The organism is Telluria sp. AC161 (assembly GCF_979258535.1).
Window position 1 is genome coordinate 787,054 of the sequence record NZ_OZ409861.1, and the last position, 23,494, is coordinate 810,547.

Consider the following 23,494-nt stretch of genomic DNA (forward strand, 5'->3'; position numbering starts at 1 on the left):
TCCATGATCTTTCCGAAAGCACATCCAATTCTTCTTTCCTGGTGGCGCCGCTGACAGCGCGCGGCCACGGGAAATGATGTGCATTTCATAGCCGCCTCGATTCAGGCGGCGTTCATTGTTGATACGCAGCGATCGGGGCATAGAACCAGGAACCTCGATGACACTGCCTACTTCAACTACTTCTACCGATAACGCAACGACCGCCGCAACTACGCCGGCTGCCAACTCGATCATCCTCACCGGTGACCGGCCGACGGGCCCGCTGCACCTGGGCCACTTCGTTGGCAGCCTGCGCGATCGCGTGGCGTATCAGCATCAATACCGCCAGTTCGTCATGCTCGCCGACTCGCAGGCCATGACCGACAATATGGATGACTTGGGTAAGGTACACCGGAATGTGGTCGAAGTGGCGCTCGATTACCTTGCTGTCGGGATCGATCCGGCCAAAACGACCGTGTTCATCCAGTCGCAAATCCCCGAGCTGACCGAGCTGACGTTCTATTACCTGAACCTCGTGACCGTCGCGCGCCTCGAGCGCAACCCGACCGTCAAGGCCGAAATCGTCCTGCGCGGCTTCGAGCGCGACATCCCGGCGGGCTTTTTGACCTACCCGGCCAGCCAGGCTGCCGACATCACCGCCTTCAAGGCGAACATGGTGCCGGTGGGTGAAGACCAGATCCCGATGATCGAGCAGTGCAACGAGATCGTGCGCAAGTTCAACCGCATCGTCGGGCGCGATATTCTGGTGGAAGCCAAGGCCTTCGTGCCCGAAGTGGGGCGCCTGCCAGGCATCGACGGCAAGGCCAAGATGAGCAAGTCGCTGGGCAACACGATCAACCTGGGCGCCAGCCCTGACGAGATCCGCGCCGCCGTCCGGAACGTCTACACCGACCCGCTGCACCTGAAGGTGTCCGATCCGGGCCACATCGAAGGCAACGTCGCCTTCACGTATCTGGACGCGTTCGATACCGACAAGGACGGCCTGGCCGAGATGAAGGCGCATTACCAGCGCGGCGGCCTGGGCGACAGCATCGTCAAGAAGCGCCTCGAAGGCATCCTGCAGGACATGCTGGCGCCGATCCGCACGCGCCGTGAAGAGTTCGCGAAAGACCCGGCCTATGTCATGCAGATGCTGAAGGAAGGCACGATGAAGGCGCGTGAAGTCGCGGCGGCGACGACCGACGAAGTCAAGAAGGCGCTGGGGCTGTCGTACTTCTGATGCGCTTCTGACCGGTATCGCGCGGCGATGCCGGCGGTAGCGCAGCGCAAGGCTATCTCAACTGTGAGTAGTAGAAAGCCCCCGGTGATGGCAAGCTGCGTGCTTGTCCATCACCCGGGAGTGCATCATGAGCAAAGGCTTGCGCCTGACTGAAAAATGGATGCAGCGCGCCCTGTGGCTCGTTGCGTTCGTGTTTGCCGGCTTCTTGATCGGGCTTGGCAGCCTGATCGTGCAGAACGTGCGCGATGTTGAAGAGCCACTGACGCTCGAGCAATTCATGGACCCGGCCCAATTGGCCAGTGTGCAAGCCGAGCGCGAAGCCGCGCACAAAGCGCAGGAACAGGCCCAGTCGCGCCTGGAACAGGCGACCCAGAAGCACACGGTGGCCAGTGCGAATACTGCGTCGGCGCGCGAGACGTTCGCCAACTGGCTGGCGACGCGGCAGGTGACCGCGCGGCCCGAGCAGGATCCGGAATTAATCAAGCGCACCGAAGCACTCGATGCGCTCGCAAGCGCCGAGCGCAAGGCGCTTGCAGCAGTGGAAGCCGAACAGCAGACGCTGCTCGATGCAACCCAGGCCGGGGAGCGTGCCGGCAACCGTTGGCGTTCGCTGGAAGAGCCTGCCGAGATGGCGTTGTTTGAAGCGCAGACTGCGCGCGATCTTCGCGTGTTTGGCTATCGGCTTGCGCTGACCCTGCCGCTGTTGCTGGCGGCCGGCTGGCTGTTCAAGCACAAGCGCAAGACGCCCGACTGGCCGTTCGCCTGGGGCTTCATCCTGTTTGCGCTGTTCACGTTCTTTTTCGAGCTGGTGCCGTATCTGCCGAGCTATGGCGGGTACGTGCGCTACATCGTCGGCATCATCCTGACAGTCGTTGCGGGGCGCTATGCGATCCGGTGGTTGCAGGGATATCTGGCGCCAGAAACTGGCTGAAGCCTTGCCCGATGCCGAGCGGCGCCAGGGGATGCGCTATGACGTGGCTCAGACCCGGCTGGCAAAAAGCCTGTGTCCCGGGTGCGAGCGGGCGGTCGACCTGAAGGATGGCAAGAACGATTTCTGCCCGCACTGTGGCATCGGCCTGTTCAACCGCTGTACTGCCTGCACGACGCGCAAGAATGCGTTTGCACGGTTCTGCTTTGCGTGCGGCGCGGCAGCCAACACGACACTGGCCGACTGAATGAAAAAAACCGCAGCCGGCGGGGCCGGTTGCGGTTTTATGAAGTGCGCGCTACGTAGGGTGGGCGGGTTTCCGCCCACGCGTTCAACACACCTTCGCATACCAGGGAAGATGTGAAGTACGCGCTACCCGATATCAGTCACGCAGGTCAGCTGGCACCTTGCCGCCATTGGCTGCCAGCTTGTTCATGACCTGGCGGTGCAGCCAGATGTTCATCTTGGCCGAATCGTTCATGTCGCCCGTGTAGTTCAGCTCAGCAGCGAGTTCCTTGCGCGACTGCAGGCTGCTGTCGAGGCCGAGCAGCTTGAGCAGGTCGACGATCGACGAACGCCAGTTCAGTTGCTGGCCCGACGAGGCGAGCATGCCGTTCAGGACTTGCTCGACATCGACTGGCTGGGCTGGCGCCGCTGCTGGCGCTGGCGCTGCTGCTGGTGCGGCGGCCGTTGGTGCTGCCGGTGCTGCGGTCGGGGCAGCAGGTGCAGCCGTTGGCGTTGCCGCCGGTGCTGCGTCTTTTTTGCCTGGGAAAATTTTATGGAAGATGTTGCTCAGGATACCCACGGGACCCTCCTTTTCTGGTGATTGCTTACGGATGTTGTTTGCCATGTAGCCCAGTGCGACAGCCAGGGCGGCGCCCCCGGCAGCCTTGATCAGCGTCGGATGCTCGGCGTAGAAGTCGCTCATGCGATCGACGATGCCGGGATTCTGCTGTTGTGCTTTTTCAGCCAGTTCCTGTACTTGTTCAGGCGAAACCTGCGCTGCCTGTTCAGGCGTGACCTGCGTTGGCACATTGTTGCCAAAGATCTTGCTCAGTGCGCCACCGGCGACCGACGACAGCACGCCGCCACCTGCGCCGCCCAGCAAGCTGGTCAGCATGCCGGCGCGCTGGTTCTGGTCGCTCTGGCCAAACAGCTGGCTGACCATTTGCGGGAACGGTGGGGTCTGGTCGGAGCGCAGTGCGCTCGCGATGCCTTGCGCGACGCTGGCCCGGGGCGCGTTCTGCGCTACCTGGTCGAAGTCGGCGGCAGCATTGCCGTTGGTGCTGGCGGCGCCTGCGCCACCAAGATATTGCTGCAACAAATTACCTAAATCAAAAGCCATGTGTTCTCCTGCTGGGTGAATGCCGGGATGGATGACCAGCGTAGGCGTTTTGATATCGACCGCTCTGTACGATGACGAACCCACGGTGCATCGATCATCAACGATCTGCGCTCTGTGAACTGCGCTCTGCGCTCTGTGAACTGCGCTCTGCGCTCTGTGAACTGCGCTCTGCGCTCTGTGATCGTTACGTGGGTGTTGCGCGGGAAAGAGAAGCGCTGCATGTATTTGCCAGGTGGACATGACAGCACCGCGAACGGTAAGCTGTCGGCATGCCCTACGTCCCGCTCGCCGTGTTCCTCCTCCTATACCTGTTTGCCAGCCTGGCCTGGAACATGTCCCAAGTCGTCGGCGCCGCCTACCTCGTTACCAGCCTGACCTGTTTCGTGGCCTACGCGATGGACAAGTCGGCCGCGCGCGCCAGCACCTGGCGTACACCGGAAGCCACGCTCCTGCTGCTGGGTCTGATCGGTGGCTGGCCCGGCGCCGTGCTGGCGCAACAGTGGCTGCGGCACAAGACCAGCAAGCAATCGTTCCAGTGGAAGTTCCAGGCGACGGTGGCGTTGAACCTGGGCGTATTCGCATTCCTTGCTTACCGCTTCGGCCAACCGGCCTTTGCATGATGATGAAGAACGATCCCGTGTGGCCGTGGCCCCGCATCCTCGCGCACCGTGGCGGCGGCACGCTCGCGCCCGAAAACACGGTCGCCGGCTTGCGCTGCGGCATGGCGGCGGGCTTTCGCGCGACCGAGTTCGACGTCATGCTGGCGCGCGACGGCGTCCCCGTGGTGCTGCACGATCCGCGCCTGGGCCGCACGGTCCGGGGCAGCGGCAGCGTGTTCGAGCACGATGCGCTGGACCTGGCCGCGATGGATGCCGGCAGCTGGTTCGGTCCTGGATTCGCGGGCGAGCCGGTGCCGCTGTTCGACGCCTTCGCGCGCCTGTGCATGGCCCACGGCATCTGGATGAATATCGAGATCAAGCCGGCGCCCGGCTACGAACGCGAGACGGGCCACGTCGTGGCGCAGATGACGGCCGCGCTGTTCGCCGACGCGCTCGCGTCCGGCGACCCGGCCGCGTTGCCGCTGTTGTCGTCGTTCAGCGACGTCGCGCTGGCGGCGGCCCAGGCGGCGGCCCCGACCCTGCCACGCGCCTGCCTCATCAGCGCGCTCGACGCCGGTTGGCAGACGCGGGCACAGGCGCTCGGTGTACACGCCATCCATACCAACCACCTGCACCTGAGCCGGCAGCAGGCACGCGCCGTCAAGGACGCCGGCTACGGCCTGTTCTGCTACACCGTCAACGATGCCGGCCGCGCGCGCGAACTGCTGGCCTGGGGTGTGGACGCCTTCTGCACCGACCGCATCGACCTGATCACGCCCGATTTCGCCTGACAGCAGGGCCAGGCACTATATTTACACTGCGACCTCAAGTAACAGGGAAGGGGTGACGTTAAGAAGGGACGATCACCCTGACGGTGTTGCCACCATGGCGCTTTCCATTTCGACGAATACCCTGTCGCTCAGTACGCAGCGCAGCATGCGCACGCATGATACCGAGGCGGTAAAGCTCGTCGAGCGCCTGAGCTCAGGCATGCGCATCAACCGCGCGTCCGACGATGCCGCCGGCCAGGCGATCACGTCGCGCCTGTCGTCGAACCTGCGCGGCGTCAGCCAGGCGATGCGCAGCCTGAGCGACGCGACATCGATGCTGCAAGTGGCCGATGGTGCCATGGCCAGCGTCACCGAGACCCTGCAACGCCTGCGCGAGATGGCGGTGGCGGCCGGCAACGGCAGCTACACGGACGGCGATCGCAGCGCGCTGCAGAAAGAGACGCAGGCACTGCTGCAACACATCACGCAAGTGGGCACCGACACCAGTTTCAACGGGCAAGCGCTGTTTTCGCAGGACACCGTCAGCATTGGCGGCGACGAACGGCGGCGCGCCGTTCTCGATGGCCTGCAATCCGGCTGGCTCAGCTCGGCCGAGGACATGATCAGGCAGCATTACGGGCTCATGGGTGACGGGGCCAGACTGACCGTCAACCTCGAGACCACGGATGGCGCGTACAACGTGCTCGCCTCGGTGTCCGGCACGTCCTCCGGCGGCAAGCTGAACAATCTGCACCTGAACCTCGACATGGCCGACTTCGGCACCGCGGCCACACCCGACGGTGGCAGCGCACCGCTCTACAGCGACCGCATCGTCGCCCATGAAATGGTGCATGCCGTCATGGGCCGCACGATGAACATGGGCGCGCTGCCGCAATGGTTTGTCGAAGGCACGGCTGAACTGATCAATGGCGCCGACGAGCGGCTGGCCGGCGCCGGCAGCATCGCGGGCGTCGTCGCCACCATCGCCGGCGGCGGATTTACGTACGAAGGCGGGTATGCCGCCAGCCGCTACCTGCACGACCGCATGAAGGGCCTGGGCGTAGAGGGCGGCATCAAGGGCATCATGCAATACCTGAACAACAACCAGTCCGCCGATCTCGATGCCGCGCTCAATGCCGTCTCGAAAGGCGTGTACACCAGCAATGCCGCGTTCCTGGCTGACTTTGGCGCCAATGGCGCACAATTTATCAATACAAAAATGAATCTGACCAATGCCGATACAGGCGCCATCGGTGGCCTGGACGCTGACGGCGGCCCTGTGCGCGATGCCCGCGCCGTCGTGCCCGCCAGCGGGACCAGCAATGCCGCGGACGGCCTGGCCGGTTTCAATGTCGTCTACCCGGACGAGGGCGGCGCCAGCGGCGTGCGGCGCGTGCAGGTGCAGGCCGGCGACAGTGCCGGCGACCTGATCGACCTGCAATTTTCATCGATGAATGCGCGCGCACTTGGCCTGGCCAATCTCGACATGACGCGCTCAAGCGTAGCGCTGCTGACCATCGACCGGGCGCTGGAGTTTGTCAACGAGCAGCGCGTACGCACGGGCGCGTCGAGCAACCGGCTGGACCTGGCGGCCGGTGCCCTCGAGACGAGTTCGCAGAACATGCAGGCGGCCCGCTCGCGCATCCAGGACACCGATTACGCGAGCGACACGGCGCGGCTGACCCGCACGCAGATCCTGCAACAGGCGGCGTCGGCGATGCTGGCGCAGGCCAACGGGCAACCACGCTCCATCCTGAGCCTGCTGCGCTGAGAATGGATCGGGGAGCTAGGCTATAATCGTTCCTTTACAGGCACGCTGCCTCACTCCGCCCAACGATCAGACATGAAATCCTCCGACATCCGCGAAAAGTTCCTCAAGTTCTTTGAATCCAAAGGCCATTCCATCGTGCGTTCCAGCCCGCTGGTGCCGGGCAACGACCCGACCATGTTGCTGACCAACAGCGGCATGGTGCAGTTCAAGGATGTCTTTCTGGGCCTGGACTCGCGCCCGTACTCGCGCGCGACCTCCGTGCAGCGCTGCGTGCGCGCCGGCGGCAAGCACAACGACCTGGAAAACGTCGGCTACACGGCGCGTCACCACACGTTCTTCGAGATGCTGGGCAACTTCAGCTTCGGCGACTACTTCAAGCGCGATGCGATCCAGCTGGCCTGGGAGCTCTTGACCAAGGTCTACCTGCTGCCAGCCGAAAAGCTGACCATCACCGTGTACTTCGAGGATGACGAAGCGTACGACATCTGGGCCAACGAGATCGGCGTGCCGAAAGAGCGCATCATCCGCATCGGCGACAACAAGGGCGCGCGCTACGCATCCGACAATTTCTGGCAGATGGCCGATACGGGCCCATGCGGTCCGTGCACCGAGATTTTCTACGACCACGGCGCCGACATCTGGGGCGGCCCACCGGGCTCGGCCGAAGAAGACGGCGACCGCTTCATCGAAATCTGGAACCTCGTGTTCATGCAGTTCTACCGCGACGAATCCGGCTCGCTGACCCCGCTGCCGAAGCCGTCGATCGATACCGGCATGGGCATGGAGCGCCTGGCCGCCGTGCTGCAGAACGTGCACAGCAACTACGAAATCGACCTGTTCCAGAACCTGATCAAGGCCGCTGCCCGCGAAACCGCGGCACCTGACCTCGACAACAATTCGCTGAAGGTCATCGCCGACCACATCCGCGCTGCATCGTTCATGATCGTCGACGGCATCATCCCGAGCAGCGAAGGCCACGGCTACGTGCTGCGCCGCATCGTGCGCCGCGCGCTGCGCCACGGCCACAAGCTGGGCCAGACCAAGCCATTCTTCTACAAGCTGGTTGCTGACCTCGACATCGAGATGGGCGAAGCCTATCCCGAACTGCGCACGGCCAAAGACCGCGTGGCGCAAGTGCTCAAGGCCGAAGAAGAACGTTTCGGCGAGACGCTGGAAAACGGCATGAAGATCCTCGAAGCCCAGCTGGCCAAGGATCCGAAGAACCTCGACGGCGGCACCGCCTTCACGCTGTACGACACCTACGGCTTCCCGCTGGACCTCACCGCCGACATTTGCCGCGAGCGTGGCATCACGCTCGACGAAGCGGGCTTTACCGCTGCGATGGAGCAGCAAAAGAAAACGGCGCGCGCCGCCGGCAAGTTCAAGATGGCCGCCAACGTCGAGTACGCTGGCGAAAAAACCAAATTCGTCGGCTACGATTCGCTGGCCCACAACACGCACGTGCTGGCGCTGTATGCCGACGGTGTGAAGGTCGAGCAACTGAGCGCCGGCCAGGCTGGCATCGTCGTGCTCGACACGACGCCGTTCTACGCCGAATCGGGCGGCCAGGTGGGTGACCAGGGCGTGATTGGCGATGGTGCCATCCGCTTCGAAGTCGAAGACACGCTCAAGATCCAGGCCGACGTCTTCGGTCACCACGGCGTGCTGCGCGAAGGCACGCTGAAGGTCGGCGCAACGGTCGACGCACAGGTCGACACGGCCAAGCGTGCACGCACCATCCGCAATCACTCGGCAACGCACCTGATGCACAAGGCGCTGCGCGAAGTGCTGGGCACGCACGTCCAGCAAAAAGGTTCGCTGGTTGACCCGGATAAAACCCGCTTCGACTTCAGCCATCCGCAGGCGCTGACGCTGGACGAAATCACGCAGGTCGAAGCCATCGTCAACCGCGAGATCCTCGAGAACCACGCGACGCAATCGCACAATATGACGTTCGACGATGCGGTCAAGCACGGCGCCATGGCGCTGTTTGGCGAGAAGTACGGCGACACCGTGCGCGTGCTCGACATCGGTACGTCGAAAGAGCTGTGCGGCGGCGTCCACGTGACCCGCACCGGCGACATCGGCCTGTTCAAGATCGTGTCCGAAGGCGGCGTCGCTGCCGGCATCCGCCGCATCGAAGCCGTCACGGGCGAAGGCGCACTGGCCCTGGTGCAATCGATCAACCGCAAGCTGATCGAAGCGGCCGGCGCGCTGAAGACCAATCCTGACGAACTGACGGGCCGTATCGGCCAGGTGCAAGACCAGGTGAAGCTGCTCGAAAAAGAAGTCGCTGCACTGAAGTCGAAGCTGGCGTCGGGGCAGGGCGACGAGCTGATCGCACAAGCCATCGACGTGAACGGCATCAAGGTGCTGGCAGCGACGATGGAAGGCGCCGACGTGGCAACGCTGCGCGAAGCCATGGACAAGCTCAAGGACAAGCTGGGCACGGCCGCGATCGTGCTGGCAAGCGTCCTCGACGGCAAGGTCAGCCTGATCGCAGGCGTGACCAAGGATGCCACCGGCAAGGTCAAGGCCGGCGAGCTGGTCAACTTTGTGGCCCAGCAGGTGGGTGGCAAGGGTGGCGGGCGTCCGGACATGGCGCAGGCCGGCGGTACCGACCCATCGGGCCTGCCGGCAGCGCTGGCCGGCGTGGCGGGCTGGGTGGGCGAGCGCGCGTAAGCACGCTGTCTGCGAGATCGACGCCGCCTTCGGGCGGCGTTTTTTATTTGGGTCAAGTCGAAGGTGTGGGAACGACCTTGCTGCTGTCAAGTCCGGGAACCCTGGCAAGCACCTGCGCAATGAAGTCAATGAAAACTGCTGCACGCCGGGGCAGGCGTCGCTCTGCCGAATACAGCACATTGACGGGCACAGGCGGCGCCCCATGCGCGGTCAACAATGCGACCAGTTCGCCGCTCTGCAGTTCTTCGCTCACCATCCAGGCAGGCAGGTAAGCGATCCCCAGGTCGTTCAGGACGGCGCGCCGGATGCCGTCCAGGCTATTGAGCCGCACACGCCCGCTGACCTTGCGATCGCCATCCTTGAACGGCCAGCTGTCATTGCCGGCTGCCAGCAAGGTATACATGATGCAGTCGTGCGCAGCCAGGTCGCCGGGTTCCAGCGGTGTGCCACGTTGCCTCAAATACGTCCTGCTTGCCACGCAGATGCGCGCAGATTGACCGACGCACCGCGCACGCAGGGTGCTGTCACGTAATTTGCCACCCCGTATGGCGATATCGATGCCTTCGGCCACCAGGTCGATGTACGCGTCACCCAGGCGACATTCCACATCGACATGCGGATAGCGCTGCAGGAAATCCGGCAGTGCGGGTATCAGGAGTTCAGTTCCTATACTTTCGGGACAGGCAATGCGCAGCAGTCCATGCGGATCTTGTTGGCCATGCGCCTGTGCTTCGGCTTCTCCGATGATGTCGAGTGCCTGGCGCGCTTGCGCGTAGTAGCGCTGGCCCTCGGCCGTGGCAACCATCTGCCGCGTCGAGCGGTGCAATAGCCGCGTACCGAGCGACTTTTCCAGTGCCGCCACATGCCGGCTGACGTTCGGTTGTCCGATCCCGAGCTCCCGCGCGACAGCTGAAAAACTACCGGTTTCGACGGCGCGCACGAAGCAACGCATCCACAACAATTTATCCATTCCTGCCCGCGTGAAGTCATTTTATGCAGCAGGAGCATAAATGATATGAGCGCAGCATGGGTTCTCGCGCGGGCAGTCAGCCATCAGACTGCACGGATCGACCCCATGCGCACACGCTCGTGCCCCGGGTTTTACCATGACAGGAACCTACATGAACACCTCTACAACTGAACGCTTTGTCAGCCTGGTCGGGACCTATGAAATCGATCCGCTGGACGCTGCGGCGTTTGCACGCATTGCGACGGCGTCGATCGACCAGATCGCTGGCAAACCAGGCTGCCTGTACTACATCGCTGCGCAAGACCTGACGCGGGCCAATGTGTTTCATCTGACCGAAGGGTGGGCGACGCAAGAAGCGCTCGATGCTCACCTGAGTAGTCCTGATTTTCTCACCATGCTGGAGCAAGCATTCACACTGCGCGTCGTACGCCGTGACGTCTATCTGTCTGAGTCGGCAGGGCGAACATTGCTGGGTTGATTGGCGCAATCCAGGTGCATCGTCAGCTGTCGGACCTGCATTGACCCGCACATCGGCGTTTCAAGCCAAGCACCTTTCCACTTTATTGCGCCGGATTGTCTGACCGTCTATTGCGCGCGCCGATTTGGGTCGCATCTTGCATCGCGTGATGCACCACCATAGTGCTTTTTCGTGAGCATCCAGTACAGACTCGGTAGCAGTTCGTCAAGCTTTTAACACTGGGTTGCAGGCTCGCAACAATCTATGACTATTTTGGTGCGCTGCGTCATACTGTGGGAATTGGAGTAGTATTCGAGTTCCAGCACCCTCCTTACTGATCAGGAATGCGATGAGCGACATCATTTTCGACACTGACACCGACACCATGGAATTCCAGAGAGATCTGGATGCGCGGGGGCTCAATTGCCCACTGCCCATCCTCAAAGCGAAGAAGGCGCTCGCCGAAATGGAGAGTGGCCAGGTGTTGCGTATCGTGGCCACCGACACCGGCTCCGTGCGCGACTTTCAGGCGTTTGCCAAACAGACCGGCAATGCACTGCTGGCCCACACCTTTGAACACGGCGAGTTCACGTTTCTGATGCGCCGCAAGTAATCGAAACCGCCGTGTCGCGCCTGTCGACACGGCGCGCATCGTTGCCGTGCCGGGGTCTTTGCCCCGTTTGTTTTCCCCGAATTCATGACAGACCGAGTACTTTAGGTGTTTTCCTCTACTAAAAAATCGCACGCTCGTGCTTTAATTTGGCCCGTTGCCCCGATTTCTCATATAATCTGAGCCACTTTAGTCTGTCTCCATCTCATTTTAAAAGGCACCCTATGAAAGTCCTGGTACCCGTCAAACGCGTGGTCGACTACAACGTCAAGGTTCGCGTCAAGTCCGACAACAGTGGTGTGGATATCGCCAACGTCAAGATGTCGATGAACCCGTTCGACGAAATCGCGCTGGAAGAGGCGACCCGCCTGAAAGAAGGCGGCAAGGTTACCGAAGTGGTGGCAGTGTCGATCGGCGTGCCGCAGTGCCAGGAAACCCTGCGCACCGGCCTGGCCATCGGCGCCGACCGCGCCATCCTGGTCGAGACCGCCGGCGACACCGAGCCGCTGGGCGTGGCCAAGATCATGAAGGCGCTGGCTGATAAAGAGCAGCCACAGCTGATCATCCTGGGCAAGCAGGCAATCGATGACGACTCGAACCAGACCGGCCAGATGCTCGCCGCGCTGCTGGGCTGGCCACAAGCGACGTTCGCGTCGAAAGTGGTGCTCGAGGACGACAAGGTCACCGTGACGCGCGAAGTCGACGGCGGCCTGGAAACCGTGGCGCTCAAGCTGCCGGCGGTCATCACCACCGACCTGCGCCTGAACGAGCCGCGCTACGTGACGCTGCCGAACATCATGAAGGCCAAGAAAAAGCCGCTCGAGACGATCAAGCCGGAAGACCTGGGCGTGGACGTGGCGCCGCGCCTGAAGACGCTGAAAGTCGTCGAGCCAGCCAAGCGCTCGGCGGGCGTCAAGGTCCCGGACGTGGGCACCCTGGTGCAGAAACTGCGCACTGAAGCCAAAGTCATCTGAGCCGTTTGTCGTCACTTACAAGATAGGAATCAACATGGTCGCATTAGTCATTGCTGAACACGACAACGGCTCCCTGAAGGGCGCTACCCACCACACCGTCACCGCAGCTGTCCAGTGCGGCGGCGATGTGCACATCCTGGTCGCCGGTTCGGGTTGCGGCGCCGCTGCCGAAGCTGCTGCGCAGATCGCGGGCGTCTCGAAAGTGCTGGTCGCCGATGCGCCACACTTCGCCGACGGCCTGGCCGAGAACGTGGCCGAGCAGATCCTGGCGATCGCCGGCAGCTACTCGCACATCCTCGCGCCGGCCACCGCCTACGGCAAGAACATCCTGCCGCGCGTGGCTGCCAAGCTCGACGTCGCGCAGATTTCCGAAATCACCAAGGTCGATTCGCCCGACACGTTCGAGCGCCCGATCTATGCCGGTAACGCAATTGCCACCGTGCAGTCGAGCGACAGCGTGAAAGTCATCACCGTGCGCGGCACGGCGTTCGACTCCGCAGCCGCTGGTGGCTCGGCCGCCATCGAAGCCATCGCTGCCGTGCTTGACGCGGGTACGTCGAGCTTCGTGGGCCGCGAGCTGGCCAAGTCGGACCGTCCTGAACTGACCGCCGCCAAGGTGATCGTCTCGGGTGGCCGTGGCATCGGTTCGGCCGACAACTTCAAGATCCTCGAGCCGCTGGCCGACAAGCTGGGCGCGGCCATGGGTGCATCGCGCGCCGCCGTCGACGCCGGTTTCGTGCCGAACGACTGGCAGGTTGGCCAGACGGGCAAGATCGTCGCGCCAACGCTGTACATCGCTGTCGGTATTTCCGGCGCGATCCAGCACCTGGCCGGCATGAAGGACTCGAAGGTCATCGTCGCCATCAACAAGGATCCGGAAGCGCCGATCTTCTCGGTTGCCGACTACGGCCTGGTGGGCGACCTGTTCGAGGCAGTGCCGGAACTGGTCAAGGAACTGGGCTGATCGCCAGGCGCGGCGTCGTTGTACGCCGCGCCGACAGCCGCCAATGACGCCGTTCCCGCCCGTGCAGGAACGGCGTTTTTTTTGCATAAGAATTTATTCAGGAGACAATGGTGAGCTACAACGCCCCGCTGAAAGACATGCAGTTCGTGCTGACCGAACTGGCCAACCTGGCCGAGATCAATGCGCTGCCCGGCTGTGAAGATGCGACGCCCGACACCGTGGAAGCGGTCCTCGAAGAAAACGCGAAATTCTGCCGCGACGTGATCGCGCCGCTGAATCGCGTGGGCGACAAGGACCCGAGCTACTGGAAAGATGGCACCGTTACCACGACCAAGGGCTTCCGCGAGGCGTTCAAGGCGTACGCCGAGGCCGGCTGGCAGGGCGTGCAGCATCCGCAGGACTTCGGCGGGCAGGGCTTGCCCAAGCTCGTGGCCACGCCCTGCATGGAGATGCTGCACGGCGCCAACCTGTCGTTCGCGCTGGTGGCACTGTTGTCCGACGGCGCCATCGAAGCCTTGCTCACCGCCGGCTCGGACGCGCAAAAGGCGCGCTTCCTCGAGCCGCTGGTATCGGGCCGGTGGACCGGCACCATGAACCTGACCGAGCCGCAGGCCGGCTCCGACCTGGCCGCCGTGCGCACCCGCGCCGAGCCGCAGGGCGATGGCACCTATAAGCTGTTCGGCACCAAGATCTACATCACGTATGGCGATCACGACATGACCGAGAACATCGTGCACCTGGTGCTGGCGCGCACGCCTGACGCGCCGCCGGGTGTGAAGGGGATCTCGCTGTTCATCGTGCCCAAGTTCATGATCAATGACGATGGTTCGCTGGGCGCGCGCAACGACGTCGCCTGCGTCTCGATCGAACACAAGCTGGGCATCAAGGCCAGTCCAACGGCCGTGCTGCAGTTTGGTGACAACGGCGGGGCCGTCGGCACGCTGGTCGGCGAAGAAAATCGTGGCCTCGAATACATGTTCATCATGATGAATGCAGCGCGCTTCGGCGTGGGCATCCAGGGCGTCGGCCTGGCCGAGCATGCGTACCAGGGCGCCGTGGCCTTCGCCAAGGACCGCGTCCAGTCGCGCGACGTGGCCGGCTCGAGCGGTCCGGTGACGATCATCCACCACCCGGACGTGCGCCGCATGCTGATGTCGATGCGTTCGCAGACCGAAGCGGCGCGCGCGCTGGCCTATATCGGTGCGGCGCTGTCCGATCTGGCCCATCACCATCCGGATGAGGCCACGCGCACGGCGAATCTGGCCATCTATGAATACCTGGTCCCCGTCATCAAGGGCTGGGCGACCGAGATGAGCGAGCAGGTCGCGCGCGACGGCGTGCAGGTGCATGGCGGCATGGGCTTCATCGAAGAAACGGGCGCGGCGCAGCACTACCGCGATGCCAAGATCCTGACCATCTACGAAGGCACGACGGCGATTCAGGCCAACGACCTGGTGGGTCGCAAGACGGTGCGCGATGGTGGCGCCGTGGCCAAGGCGCTGATCGCGCAGATCCGCGATGTCGAGCGCCAGCTGGGCGAGGCGCAGAACGCCGATTTCGTGGCCATTGCGCAGCGCCTGCAAGAAGGCAGCGCGGCACTCGAACAAGTGGTCGAGTATGTGGTGGCCAATATCAAGACGGACGTGAAGGCGGTGTTTGCCGGCAGCGTCACGTACCTGAAGCTCGCCGGCATCGTGCTGGGTGGCTGGCAGATGGCGCGCGCGGCGCTGGCGGCGCAGAAACGCCTGGATGCCGGGGAGGGCGATGCCGCCTTTTACCGCGCCAAGATCGGCACGGCGCGCTTTTTTGCCGACCACATCCTGTCGCAAGCGCCGGGGCTGCGCACGTCGATCGTGGATGGCGCAGCGGGCGTGCTGGCGCTGGAGATCGAGCAGTTCTAAACAGGCATGCAGGCCGGCACGCGCCCTGGGCAGTGCCGGCCACGCCGTGGTGTCTTAAGGCTCGTTGAACGCGTGGACGGAAAATCCGTCCACCCGACCGTGGGCATGTAGGGTGGACGGCTCTGCCGTCCACGCGTTCAACAAACCGTTGCCCACCACGATCGTACGCAACCCGCGTTCTTCACCCGTACGCACCACCCGTGTACATCACATCCGACAGCCGTGCGATCGTCCCGATCAGCACAGTCGTCGCCACCAGCATCGTGATCACCAGCAGCAACACCAGCACCCAGTTCGAGCGCGTCTGCTGCCCGCTGTGCGCGTTGTATTGGGCGTCCCACTTCTCATCCGGCGTCAGGCCGATCACGAGCGCCTCGACGAAGCCGACGATGTACGACACCAGCAGCGGCAGCACGATATAGAACGGATGTGGTTTGACCGCGCCGTACAGGATCCCCGTGACCGGCAGGCAGCACAGGTGCAGCAGGCCGATCCGGTCCGCTCCGGGCTTCAGATAAAAGCGGTGAACGCCGAAGCCACCCAGCAGCAGGGCAAGCAGGGTGGCGACAGTCTTGTTCTTGTGCACAGCAGCCATGGATGTTGTCAATCGTTCAGGAAAGCCAAAGTATCGTCCAGATTGGCGCGAATGGCACGCTTTCGGCGCTTGACAGCGTATTCCAGGCCAATCGGGCAGATGGCTGGTAGCGGTATGGCGCGAAATCGGTGATAATGGTTGATTCTCCTGGGACTGCGCGCCCTGTATCATTAACGCTTGCTGCTGTTCGGTGTCGCGCGCTATAATCGTCGACTTTCTCCGTCCAGAACAACTTTTTCGGAAATATTATGGTCGTTATTCGTTTGGCTCGTGGTGGCGCAAAAAAGCGTCCGTTCTTCAACATCGTTGCAACTGATTCGCGCAATCGTCGCGATGGTCGTTTCATCGAGCGTATCGGTTTCTACAACCCGATGGCATCGGGCGCTGAAGTCAGCCTGCGTATCGCTGCTGACCGTCTGTCGCACTGGCAAGGCGTTGGCGCACAACTGTCGCCAACCGTCGCTCGCCTGGTCGCCCAGCAAAAGCCAGCTGCTTAATTTTAATTAAGCAAGGTACGCAGGTTTGAACGATTCAGCAGCGAGCAACGCAGGTACGGGAACCTCGGTTCCCGCCGATCTGGCCGAAGTGGGGTACGTGTCCGGTGCTTATGGCATCAATGGTGGCATTCGTGTCACGCCGCACTCCGCTGATGCCGATGCGCTGCTGAACGTGAAAACCTGGTGGGTCAGCAAGCCGACTCTGCACGCCGTCACGGTGCGCAGTGCAAAACTGCATGGCGGCGATGTCGTCGCCACGCTGGTCGGCCTGCAGGGCCGCGATGCTGCCGAAGCGCTCAAGGGCGCTACGGTACAGATCGCACGCAGCGCGTTTCCCGCGCTCGAAGAAGATGAGTATTACTGGTCCGATCTGATCGGGCTTGACGTGGTCAACCTGCAGGGCGAAGCCCTGGGCAAGGTGGCCGACATGATGAGCAATGGCGCGCAATCGATTTTGCGCATCGTGCCGGTGCCCGATCCGTCGTCAGACGAGAAGGCCCCCGAGCGCCTCGTGCCGTTCGTCGACCAGTTCGTCAAGACTGTCAGCCTCGACCAAAAACTGATTACCCTGGACTGGGGTCTCGATTTTTGAACCCGTCCACGTGGGCTTGAGATCCGATGCAATTTGACGTCGTGAGCTTGTTCCCGGAAATGTTTGCCGCATTGACGCAGTCCGGGGTCACCCGCCGTGCGTTCGAGCAGCAACGCTGGGGCTTGCATCTCTGGAATCCACGCGATTTCACGCAAGACCGTCACCGCACCGTCGATGACCGCCCGTATGGCGGAGGTCCCGGCATGGTGATGATGGCACGGCCGCTCGAAGCGACCATCGATGCCGCGAAGGCGCGCCAGCAAGACCTCGGTCTGCCGAGCCCGCGCGTGGTGTTCATGTCGCCGCAAGGCAAGCCGCTGACCCATGCCCGCGCGATGGCACTGAAGGACGAGCCTGGTCTCGTCATCCTGTGCGGTCGCTACGAAGCGGTGGATCAGCGCCTGCTCGATCGCTGCGTCGATGAGGAAATATCTCTCGGCGACTTCGTGCTATCGGGCGGTGAATTGCCGGCGATGGCCCTGATGGACGCCGTGGTACGCCTGATTCCCGGCGTGCTCGGCGACGATGCATCGGCCGTCGAAGACAGTTTCGTCAACGGCTTGCTCGACTCGCCGCACTATACGCGGCCTGACGTGTACGAAGACATACCGGTACCACCTGTCCTGATGGGTGGCAACCACGCCGAGATCGTTAAGTGGCGCCGCCAGCGCATGCTGGAAGCGACCTTGTCAAAACGGCCGGATCTGCTGGACGCGGCGCGCGCCGCCGGCCAGCTGACGGAGAAGGACGAACAGTTTCTGGCAGGGTTGGTCAAACCTGCCGAGTAAGAATGTGGCGTTGCAAGACGCGTACAGAATATGCGTCGCAAGACGCATGCAAAAGCGGGCACGTTGCCCGTTGTTCAACCCCATCCTCTACTGGGCGAAGGTAGCGCCGGCAAGATGGTTAATGGAGTCATAAAAATGAATCTGATTCAACAACTCGAGCAAGAAGAAATTGCGCGCCTCGGCCGCAAGATCCCTGATTTCGCACCTGGCGATACCGTTATCGTCAGCGTCAACGTCGTCGAAGGCACCCGCAAGCGCGCCCAGGCATACGAAGGCGTCGTGATTTCCCGTCGTAACCGTGGCCTGAACTCGAACTTCATCGTTCGCAAGATCTCGTCCGGCGAAGGCGTCGAGCGTACGTTCCAACTCTACTCGCCGCTGATCGCTTCGATCGAAGTCAAGCGTCGTGGCGATGTGCGTCGTGCGAAGCTGTACTACCTGCGTGAGCGTTCGGGCAAATCGGCGCGTATCAAAGAAAAACTGCCACAGCGTCGCGTCAAAGCAGCGCCAGCAGCTGCAGCTGAGTAATAGCTTTCGTGCGCAAGCACCTTTGCTAATAAAAAGGCATCCGCAAGGATGCCTTTTTTACTATCCGCAGCGTTATTGAAAGAACGTTATTTTGGCCAAGCTCTTGTTCGACCCTACCCAGTTGCCCGTGATGAGTCTGGCCGGCGAGGCCGCGGTCGCGCCCGCACGGCTCAGTCCCACGGCGCTGCGCCAGCGCTTTGCGCAAACCCTGGCCTGGGACCCGGAAATCTCGACCGAGACGGACGACCGCCTGGCCGCGCCGTTTCGCCGCGCCGCCGTACTGATCCCGCTGGTCGAGCGGCCTGAGGGCGTAACGGTCCTGCTCACGCGCCGCACCGACCACCTGACGAGCCACGCCGGCCAGGTCAGTTTTCCCGGTGGCCGCTCGGAAGATTACGATTCGTCGCCCATCGAAACCGCGCTACGCGAAACCGAAGAAGAAATCGGCCTGTCGCGCCACCGCATCGAGATCATCGGCGTGCTGCCCGACTACGCCACCATCAGCGCCTACCGCGTCACACCGGTCGTGGCCCTGGTCGCGCCACCGTTCACCTTGCAGGTGGATCCGGGCGAAGTAGCGGAAGCGTTCGAGGTGCCACTGGCCTGGCTGATGGACGGCCAGCATCACCAGCGGCGCGAAATCGACCTGCCGCAGGGCGGCAGCCGGGCCTTCTATACGATGCCGTACGAGCAGTATTTTGTCTGGGGCGCGACGGCCGCCATGCTGCGCAACCTGTTCCACTTCCTGCGGGCTTAAGGGAATGTTATTGCCCGAAATTTGATTCTGGCGTGCTTCTCCGCTATCGTAACGGGGCAGTCGTATTGCCATAACAAAAAAGGGTTCCTGAATGACATTCTTTTCCATCCTGTGCGCGCTGCTCATCGAGCAACTGAAACCGCTGCGCGCGGACAACCAGGTGTACGGCGCCATCAAGGCGCTGACGATTCGCATCGAAACCTGGTTCAATGCCGGCGAGCAGACCAATGGCCGCATGGGATGGTTCCTGATGATGGGTGCGCTGATGCTGCCCACCTGGCTGGTCTACTGGGTGTTCATGCACTACAACCTGATCTTCCTGGCTTTCGCCTGGAATGTCCTGATCATCTACCTCACCATGGGGTTTCGCCACTACAGCCACTTCTTTACGTCGATCCAGTTCGCGCTCAATGCCGGCGACGAGCCGCGTGCGCGTGCGCTGCTGGCCGAATGGACGCGACTCGACACGGTCGGCATGGACAGCACGGAAATCACCCGCATCGCCGTCGAGAAAGCGCTGATCACGACGCACCGCAATGTGTTCGGCGTATTCTTCTGGTTCCTGATGCCGCTCGGCCCGGCTGGCGCCGTGATGTATCGCGTCTCGGAATACCTGTCGCGTGCGTGGAACGAGCCCGACCACATGCGCAACGAAGCGTTCGGCGAGTTTGCCGCCAAGGCGTTCTACTGGATCGACTGGATGCCGGTGCGCCTGACGGCGGTGGCATTCGCCGTGGTGGGCAATTTCGAAGACGCCGTCTATGCGTGGCGCAATTTCGCCAACCGGTGGGTGGATGAAGCGCGCGGCATCATCCTGTCGGCCGGCGGCGGTGCGATGGGTGTGCGGCTTGGCACGCCCAACGAAAATGCCCCACAATTGTTGCCGGCGGACGCCGCCATGGTCGACATGAGCGACAGCGAAACGGATATCCTGCCGGGCGAAGAACCGACGATCCGTGCGCTGCAAAGCACGGTCGGCCTCGTGTGGCGTGCGCTGATTTTGTGGATGATTCTGCTGTTGCTGACCTCGAGCGTGGCCTGGCTGCGCTAGCGCAGAGGAGGGGGCGCCGCCCGCTTCCTCGTCCTCAGGTCTTCTATAAGATATAATAGTGGCTTCACTTAGCCCCTCAGGACTATGACCGACTTAGCGCAGACCAAGGACGAGGATCTCTCCGGAGAATTTTTTGTCCTGGGCATCACGAACAACGGCAAGCAATTCCGCCCGAGCGACTGGGCGGAGCGGCTGTGCGGCGTCCTGGCAGCCTATTGTCCCGGCACCGGCGGCCCGAATGCCCACCTGAAGTTTTCTCCCTACGTCTACCCGACCCTCGTCAACGGGATCAAGGCCGTCGTGGTCAACCGCAAGCTGCAGAAGATCGAACCACTGGCGTATCACTTCGTGCGCAGCTTTGCCACCGATAACGACATGCAGATCGTCGAGGCGTGCTTCGTGCCGCTGCCCGGCGAGAAGAAGCCCGAAGCCTGAACCTTCAGCACCACGCCACTGGCGCCTTGATCACATCAAGGCGCCAGTGTTCGTTTGGGGCCGCACTTCAGCACGCCTCGGATGCTCCCTGTCAACCCGTCAACCGAAGGGGCATGCTGGGCTTGCCCATCTGCTACTATTTCGGCCGCAGGCGGGACGGTTGGCGTCCTGCCCCAATGATCGGACATCATGGATTCAAACAACAAGCTGCGCGGTATCTCCGCGCATGTCGCGGCGCTGTGCCTGGCGCTGATCACCGTTGCGCCTGCCGGTGCACAGCCTGCTGTCAACGCACCCGCGGCCAGCGCACCTGCTGCGAGCCTCCCTGCGGCCAGCGCCGCCAAAGCCGTGCTGCCCAAGGGAGTGACCCTCGGCCCGGCAGTCGAAGGCATCACCGAATACCGCCTGGCCAATGGCCTGAAAGTGCTGCTGTTCCCGGACGCTTCGCGCCCGACCGTCACGGTGAACATGACCTATCTAGTCGGCTCGCGCCACGAAAACTACGGTGAAACAGGCATGGCCCACCTGCTCGAACACCTGCTGTTCAAGGGTTCGACAAAGAACCGCGACATCACGAAGCAGTTCTCGGAGCGGGGCATGCAGTTCAACGGCACCACGTCGCTTGACCGCACCAACTACTATGAAGTGTTCCAGGCGTCGAAAGACAATCTGGACTGGGCGCTGCAGATGGAAGCGGATCGCATGGTCAATTCGTTCGTCGCCGCCAAGGACCTGGCGTCCGAGATGACCGTCGTGCGCAATGAGTTCGAAAGCGGCGAAAACCAGCCGGGCAACGTGCTGTTCAAGCGCATGCAGAGTATCGCCTACGATTGGCACAGCTACGGCCGCTCGACGATCGGCAACCGCAGCGATATCGAAAACGTGCGGATCAAGAACCTGCAAGACTTTTATCGCACCTATTACCAGCCGGACAACGCCGTGCTGCTGGTGGCCGGCCAGTTCGAGCCGGCTGCCACGCTGGCAAAGATCCAGCGCCTGTTCGGGGCCATTCCGAAACCGAAGCGTACCTTGCCCGTGTTCTGGACCGAAGAGCCGACCCAGGACGGCGAGCGCAGCTTCACCGTGCGGCGCCAGGGCGACATGCAGTTCGTCGCGGTCGGCTACAAAATCCCGTCCGACCTGCACGCGGACGCCGAAGCGCTGGGCTTTGCGTCGCAGATCATGGGCGACGCGCCCAACGGCCGCCTGCACAAGCTGCTGGTGGAAACTGGCAAGGCCAGCCAGGTATTCAGCTTTGGCCAGACCGGCTACGCGCCTGGCCTGCAATACTTCGGCGCCGTGGTCAAGCTGGGCGAACCAATCGAGCCGGTGCGCGAGGCATTGGTCCAGGCCGTCGAAGAATTTGCCAGCAAGCCGCCCACGGCGGAAGAAGTCGAGCGCGTGCGGCGTTCGTGGCTGAACACGATCGAGCGCAGCCTGAACGATCCGCAGGCGGTGGGCGTGGCGCTGTCCGAGCCGGCGTCGCTTGGCGACTGGCGCATGTTTTTCGTCAGCCGCGAGCGTGTGCAGAAGATGACGGCCGAACAGATCGCCGCCAGCGCCGGCCGCTACTACCTGCGCACCAACCGCGTGACCGGCACCTTCATCCCTGAAGAATCATCGAAACGCGCGGTGCTGCCAGCGGCGCCTGCCGTGACGGACGTGCTCAAGGACTTCAAGCCGGCCGTGTCGAATCTGGTCGCGGAAAACTTCGACCCGAGCCAGCAGAACATCATGCAGCGCACCACGTTGACGACGGCGGGTGGCGTGAAGCTGGCGCTGCTGCCGAAAAAGAACCGGGGCGAGACCGTCACGGTCGACCTGCGCCAGCACTTCGGCACCGAGCAAAGCCTGTTCGGCAAGGGCACGGTTCAGGGCCTGACGTCGGCGATGCTGATGCGCGGTACCACGCGCTACTCGCGCGCCGAACTGGCCGACGCGTTCGACAAGCTCAAGATGACGGGTGGCCCGACGCATTTCCAGACCACGCGCGAACATCTGCCCGAGGCCTTGAAACTGGTGGCGCATGTGCTGCGTGAGCCGGCATTCCCGGAATCGGAATTCGAGCAGCTGCGCCAGCAGATACTGGTCGGACTGGAAGCGAGCCGTAACGAGCCCGACAGCGCCGCCGCGCGCGCGATGGCGCTGCACTTCAACCGCTATCCGAAGGGCGACGTGCGCCATGCGAATTCGCTCGACGAAGACGTGGCCGAGGTCAAGGCGGCGCGCCTGGCCGATCTGAAGGCGTTCCATGCCGACTTCCACGGCGCCCAGCCAGCCGAGATGGCGATCGTGGGTGACTTCGACGCGGCCCGGATCACGCCGCTGGTGAACACGCTGTTCGGTGCCTGGCGCGCGCCGCAGCCGTTCGCACCGGTGCTGACCGGGCATGCCGATGTGGGGCCCTCGCGCGTACGCTCAACACCCCGGACAAGGAGAACGGGTCGTACACGGCGCGCCTGAACGTCGACCTGAACGTCGAGGATCCGGACTATCCGGCCCTGATGCTGGCCAACTATATCTTTGGCGAAGGGGGCCTGAAGTCGCGCCTGATGGACCGGATCCGCCAGAAGGACGGCCTGTCGTATGGCGGCGGCTCGAACCTGATGGCGGGCACGCTCGACCGCTTCGGCGTGTTCTCGATCGGCGCGATCGCGGCGCCGCAGAACCTGGCCAAGCTGGATGCGGCAGTGCGGGCCGAACTGGCCCGCGCAGTGAAGGAGGGCTTCACGGCGGAAGAGCTGGCCGGCGCCCGTTCCGGGCTGATGCAGCAACGCCTGCAGACGCGCACGAACGACGCAGCGCTGGCCAGCGGCTGGACCTCGTACTTGTACCTCGACAAGACGTTCCTGTGGTCGCTGGAACTGGAGCGCAAGCTGAACGCCGTCACCTTGCCTGAGCTGAACGCAGCGTTCCGCAAGGCGATCGATCCGGCAAAACTGTCCGTCGTGATGGCTGGCGATCAGTCCAAAGTCGGGGAGCCGGTCAAACCGATCGTCGCTATGCCCTAACTACAACAGTTGCCCGACTTAAATTCCCTGGATTGTGACGCCGGGGGGAG

22 protein-coding genes and 1 pseudogene are annotated in these 23,494 nt (G+C 62.8%); 20 read left to right on the forward strand and 3 right to left on the reverse strand.

The window, feature by feature from the left end:
* The first annotated feature begins 157 nt into the window (after positions 1 to 157).
* Together trpS and ACZ0AJ_RS03540 are read left to right on the forward strand one after the other, a co-directional pair.
* Positions 158 to 1,219 (forward strand): tryptophan--tRNA ligase, encoded by a 1,062-nt coding sequence (gene trpS, locus ACZ0AJ_RS03535; protein WP_499453908.1) that lies wholly within the window; start codon positions 158 to 160, stop codon positions 1,217 to 1,219.
* A 127-nt stretch (positions 1,220 to 1,346) separates the two neighbouring features.
* Positions 1,347 to 2,394: pseudogene (locus tag ACZ0AJ_RS03540) on the forward strand (serine endopeptidase).
* A gap of 135 nt (positions 2,395 to 2,529) precedes the next feature.
* Here the strand turns inward: ACZ0AJ_RS03540 and ACZ0AJ_RS03545 are convergent.
* Entirely contained in the window at positions 2,530 to 2,952 is a 423-nt protein-coding gene (locus tag ACZ0AJ_RS03545) for a DUF3597 domain-containing protein (RefSeq protein WP_332530914.1), read from the reverse strand.
* An 809-nt stretch (positions 2,953 to 3,761) separates the two neighbouring features.
* Between ACZ0AJ_RS03545 and ACZ0AJ_RS03550 the strand changes: the two genes are divergently transcribed.
* From ACZ0AJ_RS03550 to alaS, 4 genes are all read left to right on the forward strand, one after another.
* Entirely contained in the window at positions 3,762 to 4,112 is a 351-nt protein-coding gene (locus ACZ0AJ_RS03550) for a DUF1294 domain-containing protein (RefSeq protein WP_499452772.1), read from the forward strand.
* A gap of 17 nt (positions 4,113 to 4,129) precedes the next feature.
* Positions 4,130 to 4,882: a glycerophosphodiester phosphodiesterase gene (gene ugpQ, locus ACZ0AJ_RS03555; RefSeq protein WP_499456718.1), complete on the forward strand. Its 753-nt coding sequence runs from the start codon at positions 4,130 to 4,132 to the stop codon at positions 4,880 to 4,882.
* Between the two features lie 94 nt (positions 4,883 to 4,976).
* The gene (locus tag ACZ0AJ_RS03560) at positions 4,977 to 6,632 is read left to right on the forward strand and encodes a flagellinolysin (protein ID WP_499452773.1); all 1,656 of its coding nucleotides are present in this window, start codon (positions 4,977 to 4,979) and stop codon (positions 6,630 to 6,632) included.
* A gap of 72 nt (positions 6,633 to 6,704) precedes the next feature.
* Positions 6,705 to 9,314: an alanine--tRNA ligase gene (gene alaS / locus ACZ0AJ_RS03565; protein WP_499453911.1), complete on the forward strand. Its 2,610-nt coding sequence runs from the start codon at positions 6,705 to 6,707 to the stop codon at positions 9,312 to 9,314.
* Between the two features lie 52 nt (positions 9,315 to 9,366).
* Here the strand turns inward: alaS and ACZ0AJ_RS03570 are convergent, their stop codons facing one another.
* Positions 9,367 to 10,284 carry a LysR family transcriptional regulator gene (locus ACZ0AJ_RS03570; protein ID WP_499453913.1) on the reverse strand — a complete coding sequence of 306 codons (918 nt, stop codon included), beginning with the start codon at positions 10,282 to 10,284 and terminating at the stop codon, positions 9,367 to 9,369.
* Between the two features lie 151 nt (positions 10,285 to 10,435).
* On the opposite strand from ACZ0AJ_RS03570, the gene ACZ0AJ_RS03575 reads away from it, so the two are divergent.
* The 5 genes from ACZ0AJ_RS03575 (at position 10,436) to ACZ0AJ_RS03595 (ending at position 15,190) form a co-directional block, all read left to right on the forward strand.
* Positions 10,436 to 10,762 (forward strand): putative quinol monooxygenase, encoded by a 327-nt coding sequence (locus tag ACZ0AJ_RS03575; RefSeq protein ID WP_499453915.1) that lies wholly within the window; start codon positions 10,436 to 10,438, stop codon positions 10,760 to 10,762.
* A 364-nt stretch (positions 10,763 to 11,126) separates the two neighbouring features.
* A complete protein-coding gene (locus ACZ0AJ_RS03580) occupies positions 11,127 to 11,354 on the forward strand; it encodes a sulfurtransferase TusA family protein (RefSeq protein ID WP_183553472.1) in 228 nt (75 codons plus the stop codon).
* Positions 11,355 to 11,575: 221 nt separating this feature from the next.
* Positions 11,576 to 12,325: an electron transfer flavoprotein subunit beta/FixA family protein gene (locus ACZ0AJ_RS03585; RefSeq protein ID WP_258836221.1), complete on the forward strand. Its 750-nt coding sequence runs from the start codon at positions 11,576 to 11,578 to the stop codon at positions 12,323 to 12,325.
* Between the two features lie 34 nt (positions 12,326 to 12,359).
* On the forward strand, positions 12,360 to 13,289 hold the full coding sequence (locus tag ACZ0AJ_RS03590; RefSeq protein ID WP_499453918.1) for an electron transfer flavoprotein subunit alpha/FixB family protein: 930 nt from the start codon (positions 12,360 to 12,362) through the stop codon (positions 13,287 to 13,289).
* 110 nt (positions 13,290 to 13,399) lie between these two features.
* A complete protein-coding gene (locus ACZ0AJ_RS03595) occupies positions 13,400 to 15,190 on the forward strand; it encodes an acyl-CoA dehydrogenase (protein WP_499452777.1) in 1,791 nt (596 codons plus the stop codon).
* 181 nt (positions 15,191 to 15,371) lie between these two features.
* Here ACZ0AJ_RS03595 and ACZ0AJ_RS03600 read toward each other — a convergent pair whose 3' ends face one another.
* Positions 15,372 to 15,785, reverse strand: coding sequence for an NINE protein (locus tag ACZ0AJ_RS03600; protein WP_499453919.1), 414 nt, complete (start codon positions 15,783 to 15,785; stop codon positions 15,372 to 15,374).
* Positions 15,786 to 16,033: 248 nt separating this feature from the next.
* Here ACZ0AJ_RS03600 and rpsP point away from each other — a divergent pair, with 248 nt between their 5' ends.
* The 9 genes from rpsP (at position 16,034) to ACZ0AJ_RS03645 (ending at position 23,444) form a co-directional block, all read left to right on the forward strand.
* A complete protein-coding gene (gene rpsP, locus ACZ0AJ_RS03605) occupies positions 16,034 to 16,282 on the forward strand; it encodes a 30S ribosomal protein S16 (RefSeq protein WP_183549939.1) in 249 nt (82 codons plus the stop codon).
* A 25-nt stretch (positions 16,283 to 16,307) separates the two neighbouring features.
* A complete protein-coding gene (rimM, locus tag ACZ0AJ_RS03610; protein ID WP_499452780.1) occupies positions 16,308 to 16,874 on the forward strand; it encodes a ribosome maturation factor RimM in 567 nt (188 codons plus the stop codon).
* Between the two features lie 26 nt (positions 16,875 to 16,900).
* A complete protein-coding gene (gene trmD, locus ACZ0AJ_RS03615; RefSeq protein WP_499452781.1) occupies positions 16,901 to 17,662 on the forward strand; it encodes a tRNA (guanosine(37)-N1)-methyltransferase TrmD in 762 nt (253 codons plus the stop codon).
* Between the two features lie 135 nt (positions 17,663 to 17,797).
* Positions 17,798 to 18,190, forward strand: a complete 393-nt coding sequence (rplS, locus tag ACZ0AJ_RS03620) for a 50S ribosomal protein L19 (protein WP_183553473.1) — start codon at positions 17,798 to 17,800, stop codon at positions 18,188 to 18,190.
* Between the two features lie 130 nt (positions 18,191 to 18,320).
* Positions 18,321 to 18,947, forward strand: a complete 627-nt coding sequence (locus ACZ0AJ_RS03625; protein WP_499456719.1) for a CoA pyrophosphatase — start codon at positions 18,321 to 18,323, stop codon at positions 18,945 to 18,947.
* 91 nt (positions 18,948 to 19,038) lie between these two features.
* The gene (locus ACZ0AJ_RS03630) at positions 19,039 to 19,998 is read left to right on the forward strand and encodes a CobD/CbiB family protein (RefSeq protein WP_499452782.1); all 960 of its coding nucleotides are present in this window, start codon (positions 19,039 to 19,041) and stop codon (positions 19,996 to 19,998) included.
* Positions 19,999 to 20,082: 84 nt separating this feature from the next.
* Positions 20,083 to 20,433: a DUF3579 domain-containing protein gene (locus ACZ0AJ_RS03635; RefSeq protein WP_183549952.1), complete on the forward strand. Its 351-nt coding sequence runs from the start codon at positions 20,083 to 20,085 to the stop codon at positions 20,431 to 20,433.
* Positions 20,434 to 20,622: 189 nt separating this feature from the next.
* Positions 20,623 to 22,896, forward strand: a complete 2,274-nt coding sequence (locus ACZ0AJ_RS03640; protein WP_499453923.1) for a M16 family metallopeptidase — start codon at positions 20,623 to 20,625, stop codon at positions 22,894 to 22,896.
* 41 nt (positions 22,897 to 22,937) lie between these two features.
* Positions 22,938 to 23,444, forward strand: a complete 507-nt coding sequence (locus ACZ0AJ_RS03645; protein WP_499453925.1) for a M16 family metallopeptidase — start codon at positions 22,938 to 22,940, stop codon at positions 23,442 to 23,444.
* Positions 23,445 to 23,494 lie beyond the last annotated feature (50 nt).

Bases quoted from the DNA above. Each gene is read 5' to 3' on its own strand.
- trpS (WP_499453908.1), top strand. From the start codon at position 158: ATGACACTGCCTACTTCAACTACTTCTACCGATAACGCAACGACCGCC.
- ACZ0AJ_RS03550 (WP_499452772.1), top strand. From the start codon at position 3,762: ATGCCCTACGTCCCGCTCGCCGTGTTCCTCCTCCTATACCTGTTTGCC.
- ACZ0AJ_RS03560 (WP_499452773.1), top strand. From the start codon at position 4,977: ATGGCGCTTTCCATTTCGACGAATACCCTGTCGCTCAGTACGCAGCGC.
- alaS (WP_499453911.1), top strand. From the start codon at position 6,705: ATGAAATCCTCCGACATCCGCGAAAAGTTCCTCAAGTTCTTTGAATCC.
- ACZ0AJ_RS03570 (WP_499453913.1), bottom strand. From the start codon at position 10,284: ATGGATAAATTGTTGTGGATGCGTTGCTTCGTGCGCGCCGTCGAAACC.
- ACZ0AJ_RS03575 (WP_499453915.1), top strand. From the start codon at position 10,436: ATGAACACCTCTACAACTGAACGCTTTGTCAGCCTGGTCGGGACCTAT.
- ACZ0AJ_RS03580 (WP_183553472.1), top strand. From the start codon at position 11,127: ATGGAATTCCAGAGAGATCTGGATGCGCGGGGGCTCAATTGCCCACTG.
- ACZ0AJ_RS03585 (WP_258836221.1), top strand. From the start codon at position 11,576: ATGAAAGTCCTGGTACCCGTCAAACGCGTGGTCGACTACAACGTCAAG.
- ACZ0AJ_RS03590 (WP_499453918.1), top strand. From the start codon at position 12,360: ATGGTCGCATTAGTCATTGCTGAACACGACAACGGCTCCCTGAAGGGC.
- ACZ0AJ_RS03600 (WP_499453919.1), bottom strand. From the start codon at position 15,785: ATGGCTGCTGTGCACAAGAACAAGACTGTCGCCACCCTGCTTGCCCTG.
- rpsP (WP_183549939.1), top strand. From the start codon at position 16,034: ATGGTCGTTATTCGTTTGGCTCGTGGTGGCGCAAAAAAGCGTCCGTTC.
- trmD (WP_499452781.1), top strand. From the start codon at position 16,901: ATGCAATTTGACGTCGTGAGCTTGTTCCCGGAAATGTTTGCCGCATTG.
- rplS (WP_183553473.1), top strand. From the start codon at position 17,798: ATGAATCTGATTCAACAACTCGAGCAAGAAGAAATTGCGCGCCTCGGC.
- ACZ0AJ_RS03625 (WP_499456719.1), top strand. From the start codon at position 18,321: ATGAGTCTGGCCGGCGAGGCCGCGGTCGCGCCCGCACGGCTCAGTCCC.
- ACZ0AJ_RS03630 (WP_499452782.1), top strand. From the start codon at position 19,039: ATGACATTCTTTTCCATCCTGTGCGCGCTGCTCATCGAGCAACTGAAA.
- ACZ0AJ_RS03635 (WP_183549952.1), top strand. From the start codon at position 20,083: ATGACCGACTTAGCGCAGACCAAGGACGAGGATCTCTCCGGAGAATTT.
- ACZ0AJ_RS03640 (WP_499453923.1), top strand. From the start codon at position 20,623: ATGGATTCAAACAACAAGCTGCGCGGTATCTCCGCGCATGTCGCGGCG.
- ACZ0AJ_RS03645 (WP_499453925.1), top strand. From the start codon at position 22,938: ATGCTGGCCAACTATATCTTTGGCGAAGGGGGCCTGAAGTCGCGCCTG.